Annotated in this window: 16 protein-coding genes; 7 read left to right on the top strand and 9 right to left on the bottom strand. The window is 65.1% G+C overall.

Going from position 1 to position 19612, the window contains the following annotated elements:
- Positions 1–30: 30 nt before the first annotated feature.
- Positions 31–1800 carry a CocE/NonD family hydrolase gene (locus ACSBM8_RS17390; protein ID WP_442679249.1) on the bottom strand — a complete coding sequence of 590 codons (1770 nt, stop codon included), beginning with the start codon at positions 1798–1800 and terminating at the stop codon, positions 31–33.
- 144 nt (positions 1801–1944) lie between these two features.
- Here ACSBM8_RS17390 and ACSBM8_RS17395 point away from each other — a divergent pair, with 144 nt between their 5' ends.
- Positions 1945–3267, top strand: coding sequence for a hypothetical protein (locus tag ACSBM8_RS17395; RefSeq protein WP_442679250.1), 1323 nt, complete (start codon positions 1945–1947; stop codon positions 3265–3267).
- A 57-nt stretch (positions 3268–3324) separates the two neighbouring features.
- Here the strand turns inward: ACSBM8_RS17395 and atzF are convergent, their stop codons facing one another.
- The 8 genes from atzF to ACSBM8_RS17435 are packed head-to-tail and all read right to left on the bottom strand — an operon-like array spanning position 3325 to position 13312.
- A complete protein-coding gene (atzF, locus tag ACSBM8_RS17400) occupies positions 3325–5076 on the bottom strand; it encodes an allophanate hydrolase (RefSeq protein ID WP_442679251.1) in 1752 nt (583 codons plus the stop codon).
- Positions 5073–8672 (bottom strand): urea carboxylase, encoded by a 3600-nt coding sequence (gene uca / locus ACSBM8_RS17405; RefSeq protein ID WP_442679252.1) that lies wholly within the window; start codon positions 8670–8672, stop codon positions 5073–5075. The genes atzF and uca overlap by 4 nt, the downstream gene beginning before the upstream one ends.
- Positions 8669–9304: an urea amidolyase associated protein UAAP2 gene (locus ACSBM8_RS17410; RefSeq protein ID WP_442679253.1), complete on the bottom strand. Its 636-nt coding sequence runs from the start codon at positions 9302–9304 to the stop codon at positions 8669–8671. The genes uca and ACSBM8_RS17410 overlap by 4 nt, the downstream gene beginning before the upstream one ends.
- Positions 9304–10125 (bottom strand): urea amidolyase associated protein UAAP1, encoded by an 822-nt coding sequence (locus ACSBM8_RS17415; RefSeq protein WP_442679254.1) that lies wholly within the window; start codon positions 10123–10125, stop codon positions 9304–9306. The genes ACSBM8_RS17410 and ACSBM8_RS17415 overlap by 1 nt, the downstream gene beginning before the upstream one ends.
- Positions 10122–10565, bottom strand: a complete 444-nt coding sequence (locus ACSBM8_RS17420) for a CopG family ribbon-helix-helix protein (RefSeq protein ID WP_442681630.1) — start codon at positions 10563–10565, stop codon at positions 10122–10124. The genes ACSBM8_RS17415 and ACSBM8_RS17420 overlap by 4 nt, the downstream gene beginning before the upstream one ends.
- 35 nt (positions 10566–10600) lie before the next feature.
- On the bottom strand, positions 10601–11398 hold the full coding sequence (locus ACSBM8_RS17425; RefSeq protein ID WP_442679255.1) for an ATP-binding cassette domain-containing protein: 798 nt from the start codon (positions 11396–11398) through the stop codon (positions 10601–10603).
- Positions 11395–12210: an ABC transporter permease gene (locus ACSBM8_RS17430; protein WP_442679256.1), complete on the bottom strand. Its 816-nt coding sequence runs from the start codon at positions 12208–12210 to the stop codon at positions 11395–11397. Before ACSBM8_RS17430 ends, ACSBM8_RS17425 begins: the two co-directional genes overlap by 4 nt.
- Positions 12211–12220: 10 nt before the next feature.
- Complete coding sequence (locus ACSBM8_RS17435; RefSeq protein ID WP_442679257.1) at positions 12221–13312, bottom strand: putative urea ABC transporter substrate-binding protein; 1092 nt, start codon at positions 13310–13312, stop codon at positions 12221–12223.
- 313 nt (positions 13313–13625) lie between these two features.
- Here ACSBM8_RS17435 and ACSBM8_RS17440 point away from each other — a divergent pair, with 313 nt between their 5' ends.
- The 6 genes from ACSBM8_RS17440 to ACSBM8_RS17465 all read left to right on the top strand — a co-directional run bounded on the left by ACSBM8_RS17440 (position 13626) and on the right by ACSBM8_RS17465 (position 19305).
- Complete coding sequence (locus ACSBM8_RS17440; protein ID WP_442679258.1) at positions 13626–15185, top strand: ATP-binding response regulator; 1560 nt, start codon at positions 13626–13628, stop codon at positions 15183–15185.
- Entirely contained in the window at positions 15175–16104 is a 930-nt protein-coding gene (locus tag ACSBM8_RS17445; RefSeq protein WP_442679259.1) for a response regulator, read from the top strand. The genes ACSBM8_RS17440 and ACSBM8_RS17445 overlap by 11 nt, the downstream gene beginning before the upstream one ends.
- A 213-nt stretch (positions 16105–16317) precedes the next feature.
- Positions 16318–16695: a hypothetical protein gene (locus tag ACSBM8_RS17450; protein WP_442679260.1), complete on the top strand. Its 378-nt coding sequence runs from the start codon at positions 16318–16320 to the stop codon at positions 16693–16695.
- A gap of 210 nt (positions 16696–16905) precedes the next feature.
- The gene (locus tag ACSBM8_RS17455; protein ID WP_442679261.1) at positions 16906–17238 is read left to right on the top strand and encodes a UrcA family protein; all 333 of its coding nucleotides are present in this window, start codon (positions 16906–16908) and stop codon (positions 17236–17238) included.
- Between the two features lie 259 nt (positions 17239–17497).
- The gene (locus ACSBM8_RS17460) at positions 17498–18376 is read left to right on the top strand and encodes a sterol desaturase family protein (RefSeq protein ID WP_442679262.1); all 879 of its coding nucleotides are present in this window, start codon (positions 17498–17500) and stop codon (positions 18374–18376) included.
- Positions 18373–19305 (top strand): Vgb family protein, encoded by a 933-nt coding sequence (locus tag ACSBM8_RS17465; protein ID WP_442679263.1) that lies wholly within the window; start codon positions 18373–18375, stop codon positions 19303–19305. Before ACSBM8_RS17460 ends, ACSBM8_RS17465 begins: the two co-directional genes overlap by 4 nt.
- Positions 19306–19612: the final 307 nt, after the last annotated feature.

Consider the following 19612-nt stretch of genomic DNA (forward strand, 5'->3'; position numbering starts at 1 on the left):
CCGCAAGATTGTCAACAAAATTGCCGATGACTAGGGAAGCGCGTTTGGCGCGACCAACGGAATGTCGATATGGCTGGCCGATCCGCGGACGATCGTGATCCGCGGCGCCGGATCGACCTTGATCTGGGCGAGGTTGCGCTGGCGATGATCGGCGCCCGCCAGTGCCAGCCGCAGGCGGTGACCGACGGGAATGCGGCGCGCGGTCGGCGTAAAAGCGAAACGGAGGATGACGGGGGCACCGGGCGTGATCGGCGCGACGTCCGCCTGCCGGCCGGAATGCCAGGGCAGACCCAGCGTATCATAAGGCGGCTTGGCCTCTTTGCGGTGGGACGCGGCAAGGCGGCCGAAGGCCACCACCTCGGCTTTGCCGTCCGGCGCGACATCTTCCAGATAGCCGAACAGGTTCACGTCGCTGCGGTCCGCCGCAAGCTTGACGGTGAGTATCGGCGATCCGACCAATATCCGGTCGGCGGGCAGCGGGGCGGTCGTGTAGGTCAGCCCATGCTTGTCCATCGGATCGACCCAGAACGCGAAATAATCGGCCGACCCCACGTCATAGTCGACCTGGAAACTGTCCCGCCCCTGCCCCGCCGGGCGCGCCGCGAGCGTGCCGTCATTGATCGACGCGGCCGATCCGCTCCGCCGGTCGTCCAGGTAGAAGGGTGTCCGTTGCACGCTTATTCCGGGCAGGGCGTTGGTGCGATGCCATTCCTGCCCCGCAGGCGCATTGACCACCCACATCGTCACACGGGGTTCGCGCTGGATCCCGTTATCGATGCCTTTCAGATGATAATCGAAATAGCGGCGGACCTCCCCCGACAGATCGTAATTGGGCGGCGGCACGCAATGCGATCCCGGCCCGAGCAGCAATTTGCCGTTCAGGTTAGCGGCGAGCGCGATCACCTGCTGCGTGGGCTCGTCCTGCCAATTGCCCCAGAAATAGGTCGCGATCCCTGCGCGGCGGATCGTATCGAGATAGGTGTAGGGGCCTACCTCTTCCCAGAAGCGGTTGCCGGTCAGCGGCGACACGCTGTCGCGATAGGGCATGCCATACCAGAGCGGCGCCATCGGCGTATTGGCCGCATGTTCGGCGACCGCCGCTTTCAGCATGCTGCCGTCGCGATCCTCGTCCACCGGGATCGTCGCGAGGTCGACGGAGGCCGGCTCGTCCGGCCGGGTGTTGAACTGGGCGGTGATGCCGCCGCGCCGGACGAAATCATATTTGTCGAGATCGGACGCGCCCGTGAAGATAGCCTTGAGCGCGGGCGGCGCGGTCGAGGCAACCTGCAATGTCGCCCCACCCAGATAGGAACAGCCGACCATGCCGACCTTGCCGGTGGACCAGGGCTGTTTCGCCAACCATTGGATCAGGTCGCGCCCGTCCAGCGCCTCCGTTCGGTCCTGAAAGCCGCGGCGATGGCCGAAGGAGGCCCCCTTGCCGCGAATGTCCGCCACCGCGACGACATAGCCATGATCGGTCAGGCCTTTCAGCCCCAGCTGCGTCGACAGGCCCGTCTCGACGATCTGGCCTTTGTCGTCGCGATAGCGCGCCCGATAGGGTGTGAAGACGAAGATGACCGGATAGGGTGTCACCACCGCCTTGTGGTCGACGGCCGGACGGTAGACGCTGACTGCCAATCGCGTCCCGTCGCGGACCTTCACATAATGGGAGGTCGCGACATAGTCGCGATAGGGCACGGCCGGCGCGGACATGGCATTGGCCGGCAAGATGGCGATCAGCGCCAGCAAGGCCGCCCCCCGCACGCCACCCGTAGCGGTCCGTTCCCGCTTTACCCGCATCCATCCGCTCCTCTTTTGATTGTCGGAGTTATTGTTGACAATCTTGGAGTGTCAAGTGCGCGGCGCTGGTTTCTCAGCAGCGGCCTGCAACGCAGGCGGGCCCGCGTCGTTCTTTGCCGGATGAGCGAGGATATACGCTAGACCATGTCCGAACATGCGATCGAAGATCTGGTCGAGAACAGCATTCGCCTGCTCCTCGCCAGCGACAGTGCCAGAGACGCCAAGCTGCGGCTGACGCACGATCTGTATCGCGTTCAGGCCCTGTTTGACACATCGGACACGACCGGCCGGCTCAGGGCGGAGCTCGCGGCGATCGGCTACGATCCTGACGCCCCCGCCTCCGACTGTGGCGTTCTTTCGATCGTGGCCGAGATCATGGCGCTGGCCGATGCGGCGGACGACCGGCAGCGCGTGCGCGATTGGCTGGCGGTCCTCGCCGCCGCGATCGACGAGGCCATGTTGGACGACACATTGCCCCAGGATTTCGCCACCTTCCGACAGCAGCCGGAGGCGATCGCGATCCGCGAGATTGCCGGGCGGCACCAAGCGCGCGGATGGCGCGGGCTCGACGCATCGATCCGGCTGCCAAGCTGGTCGAGCATCGCGCAGGATTATGATCGCTTTGCCGTGCACGGCATGGATCGGCGATCGATGGTGCGGTTCCTGCTCGATCATCGCGTCGATGCCGCGCGGATCGCAGCGGATTTCGACAAAGATCGTCAGCGCGTCGCGCGTACCGCCGACACGCCGCTTGAGTGCCTGCCCGAGATCGTCGCGCGCTATGGCGCCTTCCGCTGCGTCGCGGATGCGACCGACGGCGACAAACGTATTTTCGCCTTCGCAGTCGGCGATCCATCGACCGATCGCGACGCCGCGCGCGTCCACCTCGTGATCGAACATAATCGCGACCTCAACGTCCTCTATCCCCTGTTCGGCGTGCGCTCCGGCCTGATCGAGCGTTGGCAAGGCCACACGCCGGGGTTCGACGACGCGACCATGCATTTCAGCGAGAGCATGATCGGGTTCGTCCCCAGCGCGCTGCTGGAGGCGGATAAGCAACTGGGGGGCACGGGCTGGCGCTGGCGGCTCGACCAGTCGGGAAGCTTATTGGAAAAGAGGGTGGCCGCGATCGTCGGTTACTGGCGCCATGCCGCCGCGCTGGAGCGGTTTTACGCCAAACCGCTGAGCGAGCGCATCGACGAGGAAGGTTTCGAGACGATGGCGCGCACGTGCATCGAACGGGCCAATGCGTACGGCTTTTTCATCAACGAGGTCGACATGCTGTTCGCGTGCGCCTGCCGCTCCTGGGATCGCGGCGTGAAACCGACCGCCGAGATCGTCGCGATCCGCGACTGGCTGACGCACGTCCAACCCGACAAGCGCGCGGACCGCGTCGCCTGTCTGGCGCGGCTGGAAGACGGGCCGGCCTTCCCGGCGCACCTCGGCCGGTGGCCGCTGCGCCGATAGGACACGGCCTATCCGCTCGAAGCGTGAAAGTGGGACGCCTGGGCTTCAGCCCGCGGCCTACCGCGCGATAAAGGCGCGCCACCCGCCGAGATCGGTGATGTCTTCGGCCCCCGTCGTCGCACGCGGCTCAGCGATGAAGCCTTTGACGAGACTGCCATCCTCCAGCGTCACCGTGCCGATAGCGAGCGGCGGCGGAACTTCCGCGACGAAGCTCCCGAACGCGGCCATGTCGAGCTCGTAAATCTCGAGCGCGATCGCGGCGCCCTCACCGCTATGGACCAATGCGGGCTTGGGGGGCACGCTGTCGGCGATGGCGTAGAGCCGATAGACCGGTGCGGTCCTGGCTTCGCCGACGAAGCGCGCGTCGCGCGACGTGAGCTGCCAATGGAGCGGCATATCCTTCAAATGGGCGCCCACGACCGCCAGCTTTACAGTTTCCATCCGTCCCTCCAGGTCAAGCGGCGGCGGCGGCGCCGGCGCGGGAAAAAGCGCCTGTGCGGCGTCGATCAAGGCGCGATCCGTCCCGGCCGGGCCCATCAGGGTCACGCCGAAACCGACGCCGCTTTGATAGCTGCCAGTCGGCACCGCGATTGCGGCCATATCCAGCAGGTTCACGAAATTGGTGTAGGCGCCAAGGCTGGCATTCAGCGCGATCGGCGCGTCGAGCATTTCGCGCACGCGGTAGGATTTGGGTGTGGTCGGCAGCAGGAGCATGTCGACATCGGCCCAGATCGCGTCTGCCGCGCGCGCCAGCTCGGCGAGACGGTAGCCGCCCTGAAAGGCATCGACCGCGGAAAAGGTGAAGCCTTTCTCTACGATTTCCCGAACGACGGGGTGAATCGCTTCGGGATCGTTGTGGAGCAGGTCCTTCAGTGCGGCGGTGCGTTCGGCGACCCAAGGGCCGTCATAGAGCAATCGCGCCGCTTCGTTGAGCGGGGCCATGTCCACTTCGACGAACACGACATCGAGACCGGCCAACGCTTGATCGTAGAGAAAAGCGGATTCGATATCACCGAACCATGGCCGCTGATCGGTGCGCGGAATGCCGATCCGGCGCGTGTCACGGGGGATATCGTCGCGCGTGCGGGACAGGGCATCTGCGGGATCGAAGCCGGCGACGATGTCATCGATCAGGCCCGCTTCGCCGGCCGTGGCCGTGAACACGGTGATGCAGTCGAGCGTCCGGCAGGCCGGCACCAGCCCGGCGCTGCTCCAGCGGCCGCGCGTCGGCTTGAAGCCGGTAAGATGGTGGAAGGCGGCGGGCACACGGCCCGATCCGGCAGTGTCCGTGCCCAGCGCAAACGCCACCAGCCCGGCCGCGACCGCCACCGCCGAGCCGGAACTCGATCCGCCGCTCACCCAGGCGCGGTTATAGGCGTTACGCGGGATCCCGTAGGGGCTGCGCGTGCCGTTGAGCCCCGTTGCGAACTGGTCAAGATTGGTCTTGCCGACCGGGATGGCACCCGCAGCAAGCAACCGTTCGACCACCGTTGCCGATGCAGCGGGCCGGTAGGCGAAAGCGGGGCAGGCCGCGGTCGTGTCCAGGCCCGCCAAATCGATATTGTCCTTCACCGCGAACGGCACGCCCGCAAGTGGCAGCACCTCGCCCGCGGCCAGCCGCGCGTCCACGTCTGCCGCCGCCGCGCGCAGATCGTCCGGATCGAAGCGCGATATCCACACCGCCGGCTGGATCGCATCATAAGCGGCAAGGCGCGCCAGCACCTCTTCCATCACCTCGGCGGCACTGCGCCGGCCCGCCTGCACATCCGCCGCGATGCCGTCGACGGGAAGCCGATCGAGCGCGGTCATGCCGGCATCAACGCGAGAACGGGCGACCCCGGCGTAACCGTCTGCCGCTCCGCGACATAGAGGCCGACAACCGTTCCCGCGGCTGCGCTGACCACCGGAAATTCCATCTTCATCGCTTCCAGCACCGCGATCGTCTCGCCCGCGGCGACGGTGTCGCCTGTCGCCTTGAGCAGCTTCCAGACGCTGCCGCCAAAGGGCGCCTCGACCATCTCCGCGCCTTCCGGCAATGCGATCGCGTCGGCAGGTCTCTCGTCGGCGCCCTCGACCAGGCTGGCCACGCGATCGAACTCGCCCCGCTTTTCCCAATCGGCGCGCTCAGCCGCGAAGGCGGCATTGCGGCGCGTTTCGAATTCCGTGATCGATTCGGCATTTTCGGCCAGGAACGCGCGATAATCGGCGAGCCGGAATTCGGTTTCCTCGATCTCGATCACACGCCGCCCGAGCGGGAAATCGCGCCGCCATTCGGTCAGTTCATCATGGCTGACGGGGAAGAAGCGGATCTGGTCGAAGAAGCGCAGCAACCACGGCTTGCCATCGGCAAAGGCGCCGGTCTGGCGATAGGTATTCCACACCTGGATGGTGCGACCGAACAGCTGATAGCCGCCCGGGCCTTCCATCCCGTAGATGCACATATAGGCGCCGCCGATCCCGACCACGTTCGGCGGGGTCCAGGTACGGGCAGGATTATATTTGGTCGTCACCAACCGGTGGCGCGGATCGATCGGCGTCGCCACCGGCGCACCGAGATAGACGTCGCCCAGGCCGTAGACGAGATAGCTCGCATCGAAGATCGTGCGATGGACATCGTCGGCGCTGCCCAGACCGTTGGCGCGGCGGATGAACTCGATATTGTCGGGGCACCAGGGCGCATCGTCGCGCACCACCGCCATATAGCGTTCGATCGTCTGGTGGATCGCCGGATCGTCCCAGCTCAGCGGCAGATGCACGATGCGCGAGGGAATCGTGAAATCGTCGAGCCCGCCCAGATCCTCCTCGATCGCGATCAGCCGCTTCAGCAGCTCCGCCTCTTTCAGGCGCACGCCGTCGATATGCACCTGGAAGGATCGGATACCGGGCACGATGTCGACGATGCCGGACAGGTCCAGCTTCGCGAGCGCGGTCGTCGCCGCATGGACGCGCAGGCGCAATTCCAGATCGAGCGTGATCGGGCCATATTCCACCAGCAGGTTGCGGTCGCCCTGACGGCGATAGAGGACGCGCGGACGCCGGCCCTGCGGCGGCAATTCGGCCAGGATGGCTTCGCCGCCGCCCTTGGACCCGTCCGCCATCAGCGGGATTTGCCGCCCCTCGATCCATGCCTCCTCGGCGGCGCTGGCCGCATCGGCCGTAGCGAGGTTGACCTCTTCGAAGCGGATGCTGTCGCCGGGTGCCAGTTGTCCGATCTTCCACAGATCGGCCGCGATCACGACGAACGGACAGACGAAGCCGCCGAGCGAGGGGCCGTCCGGCCCCAGGATGATAGGCATGTCGCCGGTGAAATCCAGCGCGCCGATCGCATAGGGATTATCGTGGATGTTCGACGGATGCAGCCCCGCCTCGCCGCCATCCTTGCGCGCCCAGCGCGGTTTCGGCCCGGTCAGCCGGACGCCGGTGCGGTTGCTGTTATAATGGACCCGCCAGTCGGCCGACAGGAATGTCTCGATATCGTCGAGCGTGAAGAATTCGGGGGCGCCGTGCGGCCCGTAGAGCAGGCGGATCGTCCAGTCCGGTCCGAGGTCCGGCTGCTCGATGGTCCGCAGGCCCGGGATCACGGCCGGCGGATGCGGCGCCAGATGGAGCGTGTCGCCCACCCGCAGCCGGCGGCCGCCATGGCCACCAAATTCGCCGAGATCAAACGTGCTGACGCTACCGAGATAGGAGGGCACGTCCAGTCCACCGGCGAACAGGATGTAGCCGCGCATGCCGCCGCCCTGAACCCGCCCAAGTGCCAGCACCTGGCCTTGGGTCACGGCGATCGGCTTGTTGCGCGGCAGCGGCTTACCGTCGATCGTCGCGTTGAAATCGGCGCCGGTCAGGCAGATGCGCGTCGCGGCGTTGAACTGCAGCGTCGGGCCGGTTGCGGTGACCTCCAGACCGGCCGCACGGGAATCGTTGCCGAGCAACACGTTGCCGAGCCGGAAGGCGCGCGCGTCCATCGGTCCGGACGGCGGAACGCCAACATCCCAGAAGCCGATACGGCCCGGATAATCCTGCACGCTCGTGGCAGTGCCCGCCGAGCGGACGACAATGCTGTGGGGATGATATTCCACCCGCTCCAGCGAACGGGTCGAGACGTCTCCGGTCACGAAATCGTCGCTGCGCGCGACATCGCGCAACCAGCGCACATTGGTTTCGATGCCGGCCAGCTGCGTCTTGTCGAGCGCCGCCTGCATGGCCGCCACCGCGCTGTCGCGATCGGGCGCGTGCACGATCAGTTTGGCAAGCATCGGATCGTAGAAGGACGAGACGTCCGAGCCACGCTCGACCCACGTCTCGACCCGCGCATCGCCCGGGAAGGTGACCTCGGTCAGCGTGCCGGCGGCCGGCCGGAAGTAAACGGCCGGATCCTCGGCATAGATGCGCGCCTGGATCGACCAGCCCTTTTGCTGGGGAACGGGCGCGTCGAGGAAGCTATGGTCGCCGGCGGCACCGCGCACCATCCACTCGACCAGATCGATCCCGGTCACTTCCTCGGTCACGCCATGTTCCACCTGAAGGCGCGTATTCACCTCCAAGAAGAACCAATCCTGACGGGCCGGATCGTAGAGGAATTCCACCGTACCGGCGGAGCGGTATTTCGCGGCCGTTCCCAGCCGCACCGCCGCCTCGATCAAGTCGGCGCGGACCTGTTCGGGAAGATGCGGCGCCGGCGCCTCTTCGATGACCTTCTGATTGCGCCGTTGCAGCGAGCAATCGCGCTCGCCCAACGCGATGACGCGTCCCGCGCCGTCGCCGAAAATCTGCACTTCCACGTGGCGCGCACGCGGCACGAACCGTTCCAGGAACAGTCCGGCATCGCCGAAATTGCCGGCACCGAGACGCGCGACCGCGGCAAACCCCTCGCGCACCGCACCCGCATCGGCACAGACCCGCATGCCGATACCGCCACCCCCGGCAGTCGCCTTCAGCATCACCGGATAGCCGATCTGGCCGGCCGCCTCGACCGCCGCTTCGGCGTCGGCGAGCAGCCCGGTGCCCGGTGCCAGCGCCACCTTCTCCGCCTCCGCCAGCGCGCGTGCGCTATGCTTCAGGCCGAACGCCCTCATACTTTCCGGTGTCGGACCGATGAAGACGATTCCCGCCGCCTCGCACGCCTCGGCAAAGGCGGCATTCTCGGACAGGAAGCCGTAGCCAGGATGGATCGCGTCCGCGCCGGTCTCGCGTGCGGCCGCCAGAATCCGTTCCACGTCGAGATAGCTTTCGGCGGCGGGCCCAGGCCCGATCCGCACCGCAATGTCCGCCTCCGCCACATGCCGCGACGCCTCATCCGCGTCGGAGAAGACCGACACCGATTTGATGCCCATCCGCCGCAGCGTCCGGATGATCCGACAGGCGATCGCACCGCGGTTGGCGATCAGAACCGTGCCGAAACTCACGCTGTCACGACCATGCGCACGGGCGTCGGATTGAAGCCGTTGCAGGGATTGTTGATCTGCGGGCAATTGGACACGACCACGATCACATCCATCTCCGCGCGGACATCGACGGTCAGGCCGGGGGCCGAAATGCCATCGACGATGCCGAGCGCGCCGTCGGCGGTGACGGGCACGTTCATGAAGAAATTGATATTGGACACCATGTCGCGCTTGCCGCGGCCGTCGCGCAGATTGGCGACGAGGAAATTGTCGACGCAGCTATGCTGGGCCTTGGTGTGATGGCCATAGCGCAAGCTGTTCGACTCGCACGAACAGGCGCCGCCGATCGTGTCGTGATAATCGACCGAGGTTGCCGTGATCGTCATCATCGGCCGGCCTTCGTTGGAGAGCAGCACGCTGCCCGTGCGCAGGAAGATGTTGGCCTGGGCCGCGATCGTATCCTGCGCGCTGTAGCGCTCGGCATCGTTGGCGGCCGAATAGAGGAGGAAGTCGACCGCCTGATTGCCTTCCAGGTCGATGATGCGGAGCGTTTCGCCCGCATTGACGCGGTGCGACCAGGGTGCCCGGTCGGGTACGACTTCGTCGTGGAGGATAGGGCCGGTCAGGCCGTCGAGGTGCGGATCTTGGCTCATCAGCGGCGATACAGATCTTCGGTGTTGAGGAAGGCGCGCAACCGCTCAGGCGTGGCGGCGCGGATCGGATCGTCTTCGGTCGTGATCGGGCCACGCCAGGCGGTGGCGCGCAGCGGCGTCACACTCCAGTCGCGTCGGTCGAGCACGTGCGGGCAATTGGCGATGACCAGGATGAGCTCCATTTCGGCGCGCAGAACAATCGATCGGGCCGGTGCGAACGGGCCCAATTGGGGCTCGACCGCGCCGTCGGCGGCGATCCGGACACCCTTGAACAGGTTGATGCAGGGATGGACATCGCGTGGCCCCAGCCCGTGCTTCGCCGCGCCCAGCAACAGCCGGTCGCGCGCATTGGGATAGGCGCCGGAATTGCGCCCATCGCCATAATGACGCCGGTTCGACGCTTCGTTCGAGGCGCCACAAAAAGCATCGTGCGTGCCCGCGTCATCCTGCGCGATGCTGGCGAGGACGCGGCCCATATCCGACAGCAGCAGGCTGCCGGCGGAGGGATAGGCATCCCACTGCACCTTGACCGTATCGGCGATATTCAGCCGCTCGGTCGGCATGGCCGCGTTGAACAGCAGCAGCGACGCACAGGCATCGCCCTTCAGATCGATCAGCCGCAGCCGCGTGCCGCGTGCCAGCCGGCGCGAGGCATAGCCGCCGCCGGCGATCGTCTCTTCCCACAGCAGGTCGCCGGCCGACACGCCCGCAGGCAGATCGTCCGCGCGCGGCGGCAGTACCGGCATCGCTTCGACGACGGTGCCCTCCATCGCCCGGGCATGCGCCCGCGCACTGTTGGGATCGGCGAGTATCGTGCTCATGCCGCTTTGTTTCCTTCCTCGCGCCAGGCCTGATCCTGCTCGTGGAGCGGCGGCAGCAGCGCGGTCGTGGTGAACAGGCGCAGTTGCTGCACGCCGCGCACCTTGCGCAGCGCGTCGCACAGATTGCGCAACCGCCGTGCCGGCCCTTGCACCAGCATCACTTCCAGTGACTGATCGTCCTCCAGGAAGACGTGCTGGGAAGAGATGACTTCCTTGAGATATTCGCCCTGCGTCTGCGCAAGCTGGTGCCGCACGCGGCCCATATCGCCGCGATAGACCAACGTAATGGTGCCCGCGAGCATGTCTTCGGGCCGCAGGGCCGCGCCATGTTCCGCCAATTCGTCGCGGATCAGTTCCGCAATCAGTTGCGATCGGGATGGCAGGCCGCGCTCTTCCACCATCACATCCAGCTGGCGGGAGAGTTCGGCAGGAAGGCTCATACTGAGCCGGGCGAGGCTGGAGGGGGTCGCGTCCTTCACAATGTCTGACCTGTCTCTGTTATTACTGATTCTGTCAATCGTAATAACTCAGGGGGTGGCTCGAGCTTCTGTTTGCGGGTCAGCGGCAGGTCGTAGACGGCGGTCGCGCCAAAGCGGTGCGGCGCGTGCGGATCGATCCGGCGCTTGTCGAACGCCAGCACGCGCGTGCCCAATCGGAAGGCTTCGGTGATATCGTGCGTCACCATCAGAACCGTCAGCGCATGTTCTTCCCACAGCCGCAGGATCAGGCGATGCATGTCCTGGCGGATGCCCGGATCCAGCGCGCCAAAGGGTTCGTCCAGCAACAGCACGCGCGGCCGCGCCATCAGCGCCTGCGCGATCGCCAGTCGCTGCTGCATGCCGCCCGACAATTGCGCGGGATACATGTGCAGCGCATCGCCCAGGCCGACTTCGACCAGCATCGCCTCCGCCTCTTCGGCGGCGGCGCGCCGGGCGGCACCGAACAGGCGCGCGGTGAACGGTGCGCTCACGCATTCGCGCCCAAACATCACGTTGCGTAGCGCCGTCAGGTGCGGGAACACCGAATAGCGCTGGAACACGACGCCGCGATCGGGCCCGCATTCGGGCGCCAGCACTTTGCCGTCCAACAGGATGCGGCCGCGGCTGACAGCCTCCTGCCCCAGCGCGAGCCGCAGGAAACTGCTTTTGCCCGCGCCGGAGGGGCCGACGATCGAGACGAAGCTTCGCTCGGTTATGCCGAGATCGACGCGCTCCAGCACGATCTTGTCGCCATATTCCAGCCAGACATTGTCGAAGGTGAGGAGGTCGCTCATCGGTTGACCTGATGCGCCCAGACGAACCCGCGCTGGCTGATCTGCCGCAGCGCGATATCCATCGCGATCGCCAGCAATGATATCCAGGCGACGTAGGGGATGATGATGTCCATCGACAGATAGCGACGGACGAGGAAGATGCGGTAGCCAAGGCCGCTATCCGACGCGATCGCCTCGGCCGAGATCAGATAGACCCAGGCCGGCCCGAGCGAGAGCCGCAGTCCGGAGATCAACCGCGGCAGCGCCTGGGGCACGGCGACACGCAGCGCCAACTGCCAGCTGCTCGCCCCCAATGTCTGCGCCTTGATCAGCTGTTCCTGTGGGATCGCTGCGACATGATCGGCCAGATCGCGGATCAGGAACGGCGCCACGCCGATCACGATCAGAGCGACCTTGGCGGTCTCACCCAGTCCGAAGACGATGAAGAGGATCGGCAAAAGGGCAATCGGCGGGATGACGGCCACCGTCGTGACCAGCCCACCGAACGTGGCCCGTGCGGCGGGCAAGACACCCAGCACCATCCCAACCAGCAAGGCGGACAAAGTGCAGATGCCGAGTGCGAGACCCAGCCGCTCCAGGCTAGCGAACGTATCGGCCCAGAAGATCAGGCGCCCGCTCAGCGGATCGGCATCGACCAGCAGGCCGTGCATCGCCGAGATCATCGCCCCCGGCGTCGGCAACACCTTGTCGGACGGGTTGGCGGCATGACGGGCCGTCGCGGCGAAGAGATAAGCGACCAATACCAGCAGGAGCGGCAGAGCCCCCAGCAGGATCGTCGTGCGCCGGTTCGGTCGGATATTCACCCAGCGCATAATGTCCTCCTCAGAGCTTGCCGGCCGCGGCCTGCTCCATAAAGCTGGGATCGAAGCGCAACTTCACGTTCTTCGTGTCGCCCAGCGTCTTGCCGCCCGGCAGCCCGATCCCCACCGCATCCGCCGATTTCGCGCCGGAGCCAAACAGCCCCTTGGAGAAGCTGAAGTCGCGCACCTTGCTCATCGTATCGGCCAGCGCGGGCGCCTTGATTGCGCTCACCGCTTCCTGCGGGGTCCCATAAAGATGCGTCGTCTTCAGCTGGGCATCGAACGCCTGCGGCGTCGTTCCCGCCATCTTGGCCATCGTCGCACGGGCGGCGGCGCCGGCCGCATCCTTGCGCTGCATCAGCGTGATGGTTTCATACCAGATCCCCGCCAGCGCCTTGCCGAGATTGGGATTGGCCTTGAGCGTCGCAGTGTCGACCGCCAGCAGATCGAGGATCTCGGCCGGGATCTGATGCGAGTCGAACATGATCTTCGCATTCGGAACCTTCGCCAGTTCCGACAGCTGCGGGTTCCAGGTGACGGCGGCGGTCGCCGACGGGTTTGCAAACGCCCCGACGATATCGGCATCGGACGTATTCACCGTCTTCACGTCGGAAAGCTGCAGCCCGACCGTCGAGAGGCCGCGCGCCAGCAGATAATGCGAAACGGAAAGCTCGACCAGATAGACGGTCCGCCCCTTGATGTCGGCGAGGCTCTTGGCGCCTTTCAGGACGATCCCGTCATTGCCGTCCGAATAATCGCCAAGAATGATCGCGCTCGTATCCTTGCCGCCGGCGGCCGGGATGGTCAGCGCATCCATATTGGTCAGCGTGACGCCGTCGAATTTGCCGGCGTTGAACTGGTTCACCGATTCGACATAATCGTTCACTTGAACGATATTGATCTTCAGGCCATATTTATCGGCCCATTTCTTCACGATGCCGGCCTGCTGGGCATAAGGCCAGGGCATCCAGCCGGCATAGATCGACCAGCCGATCGAAAACTCTGTCCGCTTTGGTGCATCTTGTTGTGCGCCGCCCCCGCCACTACAAGAAGCGGTAAGGAGCATTGCCGCGGTTGCGATCGCCAAACGCGTTTTCGACATCCACCTTGCCATACTCACCCCCGTCTACTGTGCGTCAAAAGGCCCGGAATTCCGTCATCCGCCCAGAGGGCCGATATTACGTTTGATCAATCTAGTAATAAGTCTTATACCGAGCTGATGGTACGTGTCACCCCATTTTATGATGCTGCAATGCGTCATTCAGGCATCATCTCACCGCGGATTTTGCCCGCTGTGGCATGTCGCACCAACGGGGGATCGATCCATAATAAAGGATGGGGCGCGATCGCGGCGCGATCCGTTGCGCGCATGACCAGACATGTAAGCCGGCACGCCGGCGGGCAATCCTGATCGCGGCCGGGATATGATGGCAGGCACACCTTGGGCGATCTGCTTGGTGGTGGTGCTGGCCGTGGCCGTGGCCTGCGCGCTGCTGGTCGTCCGTAGCCGGGGCGCACGACGTTATGCGGAGCAGGAATGTGCCCGCCAGACGCTGTTGCTGGAAGAAGAAGTCGCGGCCCGCAAGCATACCGAAACCGAATTACAGCAGGCCAAAGATGTCGCCGAGGCGGCGAACGCGGCCAAGACTCGCTATCTGGTCGCGGTCAGCCATGAAATCCGCTCTCCGCTGAATGCCATCTATGGCTATGCCCAATTGCTGGAACGAGAGGACGCCATCCCGCCGGCGGAGGCTGCGGGCGTCATCCGCCGCTCCGCAGAACATCTCACCAACCTGGTCGAAGGGCTGCTGGATATTTCGCGGATCGAGAGTGGCGTGCTCAAGTTCCGGCAGGATATCGTGCGATTGCCAGGCCTGCTCGATCATGTCGTCGACATGTTTCGCATGCAGGCCGCCGCCAAAGGATTGTCGCTGGAGTATGAGGTCGAAGGCCGGCTCCCCGCCTTCGTCCGGACGGACGAGAAGCGACTTCGCCAGATCCTGATCAACCTGCTGTCGAACGCGATCAAATATACGCAGCGCGGCGGGGCGACGCTCCGCGTGCGCTATCGCAGCCAGATCGCCTTTATCGAAGTGCGCGACACCGGGATCGGGATCGCGCCAGAGGATCAGGAACGGATCTTCGAGCCGTTCGAGCGCGGCAGTTCGCCCGAGACGGCGCTGGAGCCGGGCATTGGCCTGGGGCTTGCCATCACGCGCGTGCTGGCACGCATCCTGGGCGGCGAAGTGACGGTCAGCAGCGTCGCCGGCCAGGGCAGCAGCTTTCAGCTTCAGCTCATGCTGCCCGAACCGATGACGGTACCCGTCGGCGCCGCCGCCGACGGGCGCGTGACCGGCTATCGCGGCGATCGCAAGACCATCCTGGTGATCGATGACAATCTTTCCCAGTTGACCGTCGTGCAGCATCTGTTGCGCCCGCTCGACTTCGCGATATTCACCGCCGGCGGCGGTGCCGAGGGGCTGGCGCTGGCGGAGCAATGCAAGCCCGATCTGGTCCTGCTCGACATCCAGATGCCGGGATGCAGCGGCTGGGATATTGCCGAAGAACTGCGCACGCGCCTGGGGCGTCGGCTGCGCATCGTCATGGTCTCCGCCAACGCGCACGAATTCCGCGCCGGGGGCGACGGGCGCAGCAGCCATGACGCCTTCATCTCCAAGCCGGTCGATCTTGGCGCGATGCTGGATGCGATCGGGCGCCAGCTGGATCTCACCTGGATCGTCTCGACCGATCAGCCCGCGCCGACGGGAGAGGCTGTCGCCCCGATCGTCTGGCCCGATGCCGCGCGGCCTCATCTCGAAAGCCTCAAACAATATGTCAAAGTCGGCCACGTGCGGGGGATTGAGATGGTGTTGACCGATCTGGAAGCCGAAATTCCGGAAAGCACAGCGGCGGTCGCGGCGATGCGGCGTCATTTGAGCGGCTTCGATCTGCGCGCGCTCGCTCGGACACTCGACAATGTCGTCTAGCCCCCCCGCCGGCAATGTTCGCGCCACGATCCTGGTCGTCGACGACACGCCCGAATCGCTGCGCTTCCTGAACGCCACGCTGGAACATGCGGGGATGACGGTGCTGATCGCGGTCGACGGGCTGGCGGCGCTGGACCTGCTCGAACACGTCATCCCCGATCTTGTGCTGATGGATGCGGTGATGCCCGGCCTGGATGGATTCAAGACCACCGCCCGGATCAAGGCCGACGGCCGCTTCCGCCACCTGCCGGTGATCTTCATGACCGGGCTGACGGAAACCGAACATGTCGTGCGCGGGCTGGAGGCCGGCGCGGTCGACTATGTGCACAAGCCCATTGTCGTCGACGAGCTGCTGGCGCGGGTCTCGGTCCATCTGGCCAATGCGCGGATTTCGCAGGGCAGCCAGCTGGCGCTCGATACGGCGGGTCGGCCTTCCTTCGCGATCGAGGAAGGCGGCACCACCAGTTGGCTGACGCCGCTCGCCACCGCCACGATCGAACGGCTGTTCCCCGGCTGGAGCCCCCAGGATGTGCGGCTGCCCGATATGCTTGCCGCAACCATCCGGCGCCTGCAGGGCGCGGACGTACCGGCAGGCGCGCAAGCGTCGCTCCAGATCGGGGACAGCCTGATCGAATGCACCTTCCTGCGCCGGACGAGTTCCAGCGAATGGCTCTTCCGCCTGACCGAGAAACGCGAAGGCGATGCCGAACGCATCCTGGCCGAACGCCACGCGCTGACCTCCCGCGAAGCGGAAGTTCTGGTGTGGATCAGCCGCGGCAAACAGAATCGGGAGATTAGCGAGATCCTGGAGATCAGCCCCCGTACCGTGAACAAGCATCTGGAACAGATTTTCGAGAAGATGGGCGTGGAAAATCGCGCATCGGCGACCGCGATCGCCGTCGCCACCCTTTCACAATAGGCGATACATCACCGCCTGCTGGTTGGCTCGCACTCCAGGCCATGAGGCTGGCGCTCGAACACGGGGTCGCCTGCTTGTCCAGACCATAGCGACGCGGCGCGCCAACCCGCAATTCCACGCCTGGCGCCAGGATGCGCGGGCATGCCGGTGCCGCTGTAACGCTACGTCAAACGCCCCATGGTTGGATCGGCCCGCTTTGGCCAGCTTGCCACCATGGCAATACGCATCTTCTCAGGCTTGATCGTTGCCGCCGCAATCGTGGCGACGCCTGCCGTCGCGGCACCTGTCGCGAAGGCGCGCGTCGTCAATTGCGGTGCACGCGATTGTCTGCTGGTTCGTGGGCATCGCGCATCGCCGCATGCGATCATCCGGATCAACGATCATGCGGTCGCCGCGCAGGGCGGCCGCACCTGGCAGGTGCGCTTGCCGATCGACACCGTTCGGGCATGGTCGGCGCCCTTCGCGCGCACGCTTTCGGTCGCGGTCGTCGATCCGACCGCAGCGGCCGAACGGGCCGAGGCGGTGCGTCTGCCGGTAGGTTTACTCAGCCAGAACCTGGAACTGGCGTCTTTGGTAGTACATCCCAATTAATCGGTAATAATCAGCAAAAGGATCACCCGAACGGAACCGACGATCAGCGCCTCATCTTGACGCAAGCGACCATCGCGCAGTTGTGAATCCTGCACTTGCCGTTCCGGCGAGAGTATTATTTGCCGCGCCTGCTTGTCGTCTTTGCTCTGTAGACCTAAATTGTGCCGCATCCGCACGAAGAAGCGGGCTATGGTTTTGCAGGAGCAGGCAATGAAAATCGTTCTCGCGGCGCTGGGCGCCATCTCGCTTGGGTCCGCCGCTTTCGCAGGCGTCAACGACAACCCCTTTGGCAAGGATTCGGCGGTTCTCACGCTGAACGGCCTCGATCTCTCCACCGCAAACGGGCAGCGGCGCCTTGCGGTTCGGGTCGATCAGGCGGCGCGCGCCGTGTGCGGCGACAGCCTGGCCACCATCCATGCCGACCTGGAAGCACGCGCTCGCGCCTGCCGCGCGGATGTCGCGGAGCAGGTCCGCACCCGGATCGAATCGCGTACCGCACAGCTGTCGCGTCCGGCGCAGACGCAGCTCGCTTCGCTGCGCTAACCGGCGCCGAGTATTACGATCGTCCCGGTCGGCGGAATAAACGGCCGGGACGCTCTCCTCTCTTTCGTCAGGCCGATTGCAGCACGCGCAATCGATAATACGTCATTCAGCCACCTGCGGTTCGATCCCGCCCTTCTATGGTGCCGGGGCGAGGGAGACGTCGCAGCTGGCGGATGGAACAGCCTCCACGGGTTACCGCCCTCCTCTCGGCCGCCAGCCGACATCTCCCCCGCGAACAATACGACCGGGGCGGATTGGCATGCGAAAGACCCTTTTCAACCTGTTGCCGCCATTGACGGTGGTCGCGGTGATCCTCTTCTGGGCCTTCGCCCCCGCCACTATCACCAGCAATGGGTGGACCCTGGTCATCGTCGCAGCGCTGATCACAGCCTTCGTGCAGGCGCTGGAAGGGTTCAACGAGCGCCATTCGGACTGGCGCCTGAACCGCAAGGAATTCGCCACCGATCTGTTTTACGTCGTGCTCAGCGCCACGGTGATCGCCTGGGCTTCCAGCAAGTTCGCCGAAGAGCCGCTGACGGCCGCAAAACATGCGCTTGGCATCACCACCGCATGGGCGATGCACATGCCCTTCCTCGCGCAGGTCGCCTTGGTCGTGTTCCTGGTCGAGTTCGGCCAATATTGGATGCACCGCGCGATGCACAATTCGCCCTTGTGGTGGACGCATGCCCCGCATCATCACATCACCCAGTTGAACGCCATGAAGGGCGCGGTCGGCAATCCGCTGGAGCTGTTCCTCATCACGTTGAGCGTCGTCGCGCTGTTCGATCTGCCCGTCGCGGCGGAATTTTGCGGACTGAGCGTGCTGACCGTGATCTCGACCTTTGCGCACGCCAATGTCCGGTCCGATCCGCCGCGCTGGTATGCGTTTTTCTTCACCACGATCCGGCATCACAGCCTGCATCATTCGGTCGTGTATGACGATACGCGCTGCAATTACGGCAATTCGCTGATCCTGCTGGATCGCATCTTCGGCACCTTCCGTGATGGCGAATCGGCAATCGTGGGGCAGGATGATCGCAGGCGTCTTTCGATCTGGGATCAGTTCCTATTTCCGGCCCGCCCGCTGATGGAAAAGGTCAAAGCCAGACAGGGCCGCTCCACCCCGGTTGCAGGATGAACCGCATGACCATGTTCGCGCTGATCGCGGTCGCTCTGGCCGCCACGCCCGCCGCGTCGCGCACGCCGCCGCGCGAGGAACAGACGATCGCGGTGCCCGGCTTCGCAGACTTCATGGTCGTCGATGGCGACAGTGTATGGGCCACCAATCGCGGCCGGGTGGAACGCTGGTCGCGCCAGGGCAAGCTGGCGGAAACGGCGATGACCCGGCCGTGCGGGGCCATGGCGATCGCCTCGGGCGCCTTGTGGGTCGCGGATTGCCGGGACGGCACGGTCAACCGGATCGATCTGAAAACCGCGAAGCTGATCACCGCCATCCCGACCGGGATCGCCAATCCCAAGGGCGAGCTCAACGTCGTGGCCGGCGCCGGCTCCGTCTGGGTCGCCAGCGACGATGCCGGCAAGATCGCGCGGATTGATCCCGCCACGAACACGGTCGTCGCCTCTATCGCGGTCGATCCCAGCACTTATTATCTGGCCTTCGGGCTCGGTTCGCTCTGGGCGGTCAGCAGCGTCCATCAATCGCTGCAGCAGATCGATCCGGCGACCAACCAGATCGTCAAGCGGATCAAGCTCGGCAAACAGCCCGGTTTTCTTGCCGCCGGGGAAGGCGCGGTCTGGGTCCAGGAGCAGGGCGACGGCACGCTTGCGCGCATCGATCCTGCCACCGGCACCGTATCGGGCCGGGTCAAGGTCGGCGCCGATCTGATGTATGGCGATATCGACACAGGCGGCGGCGCGGTCTGGCTGCGCACCACCGCCGATCAGACCTTCGCGATGATCGATCCGCAGTCGCTTGCGATAACCGCGCGGCTTGGCAAGCCATCCGGCAGCGGCGCGCTGCGCTATGCGGGCGATGGTGTCTGGACGACCGCGCATGATCTGCACAGCCTGACCTGGTGGAGCCTGGGCACAGCCCCCAAGAATTGAGTCGGGCGCGACCGACGCCGCCGTGAGACTGCGGCATTTCGGCAACGTCTCGCCCACGAAGCACCAAGGGCCGCAGCCGCCAAATCCTGCCGCAGGATACGGTTTCATCCGCGCCCCGATTGGTACGTCAAACGCCCCATGGTGACGCGACCGCTTTGACCAAACGGTAGCTCCAGCATGTGCCGGGACAAGGCATGGCACACCGGGGATGGCAGCACGAACGGCACGGTTTGAAGCGTTTTTGGGGGCTATTGTGGCAGGATCGAATTTTCGCGCGGCGTTACTTGGCGCGACCTTTCTCGCAGGT

The organism is Sphingomonas sp. ASY06-1R (assembly GCF_052180265.1).
Lineage (GTDB): Bacteria > Pseudomonadota > Alphaproteobacteria > Sphingomonadales > Sphingomonadaceae > Sphingomonas_I.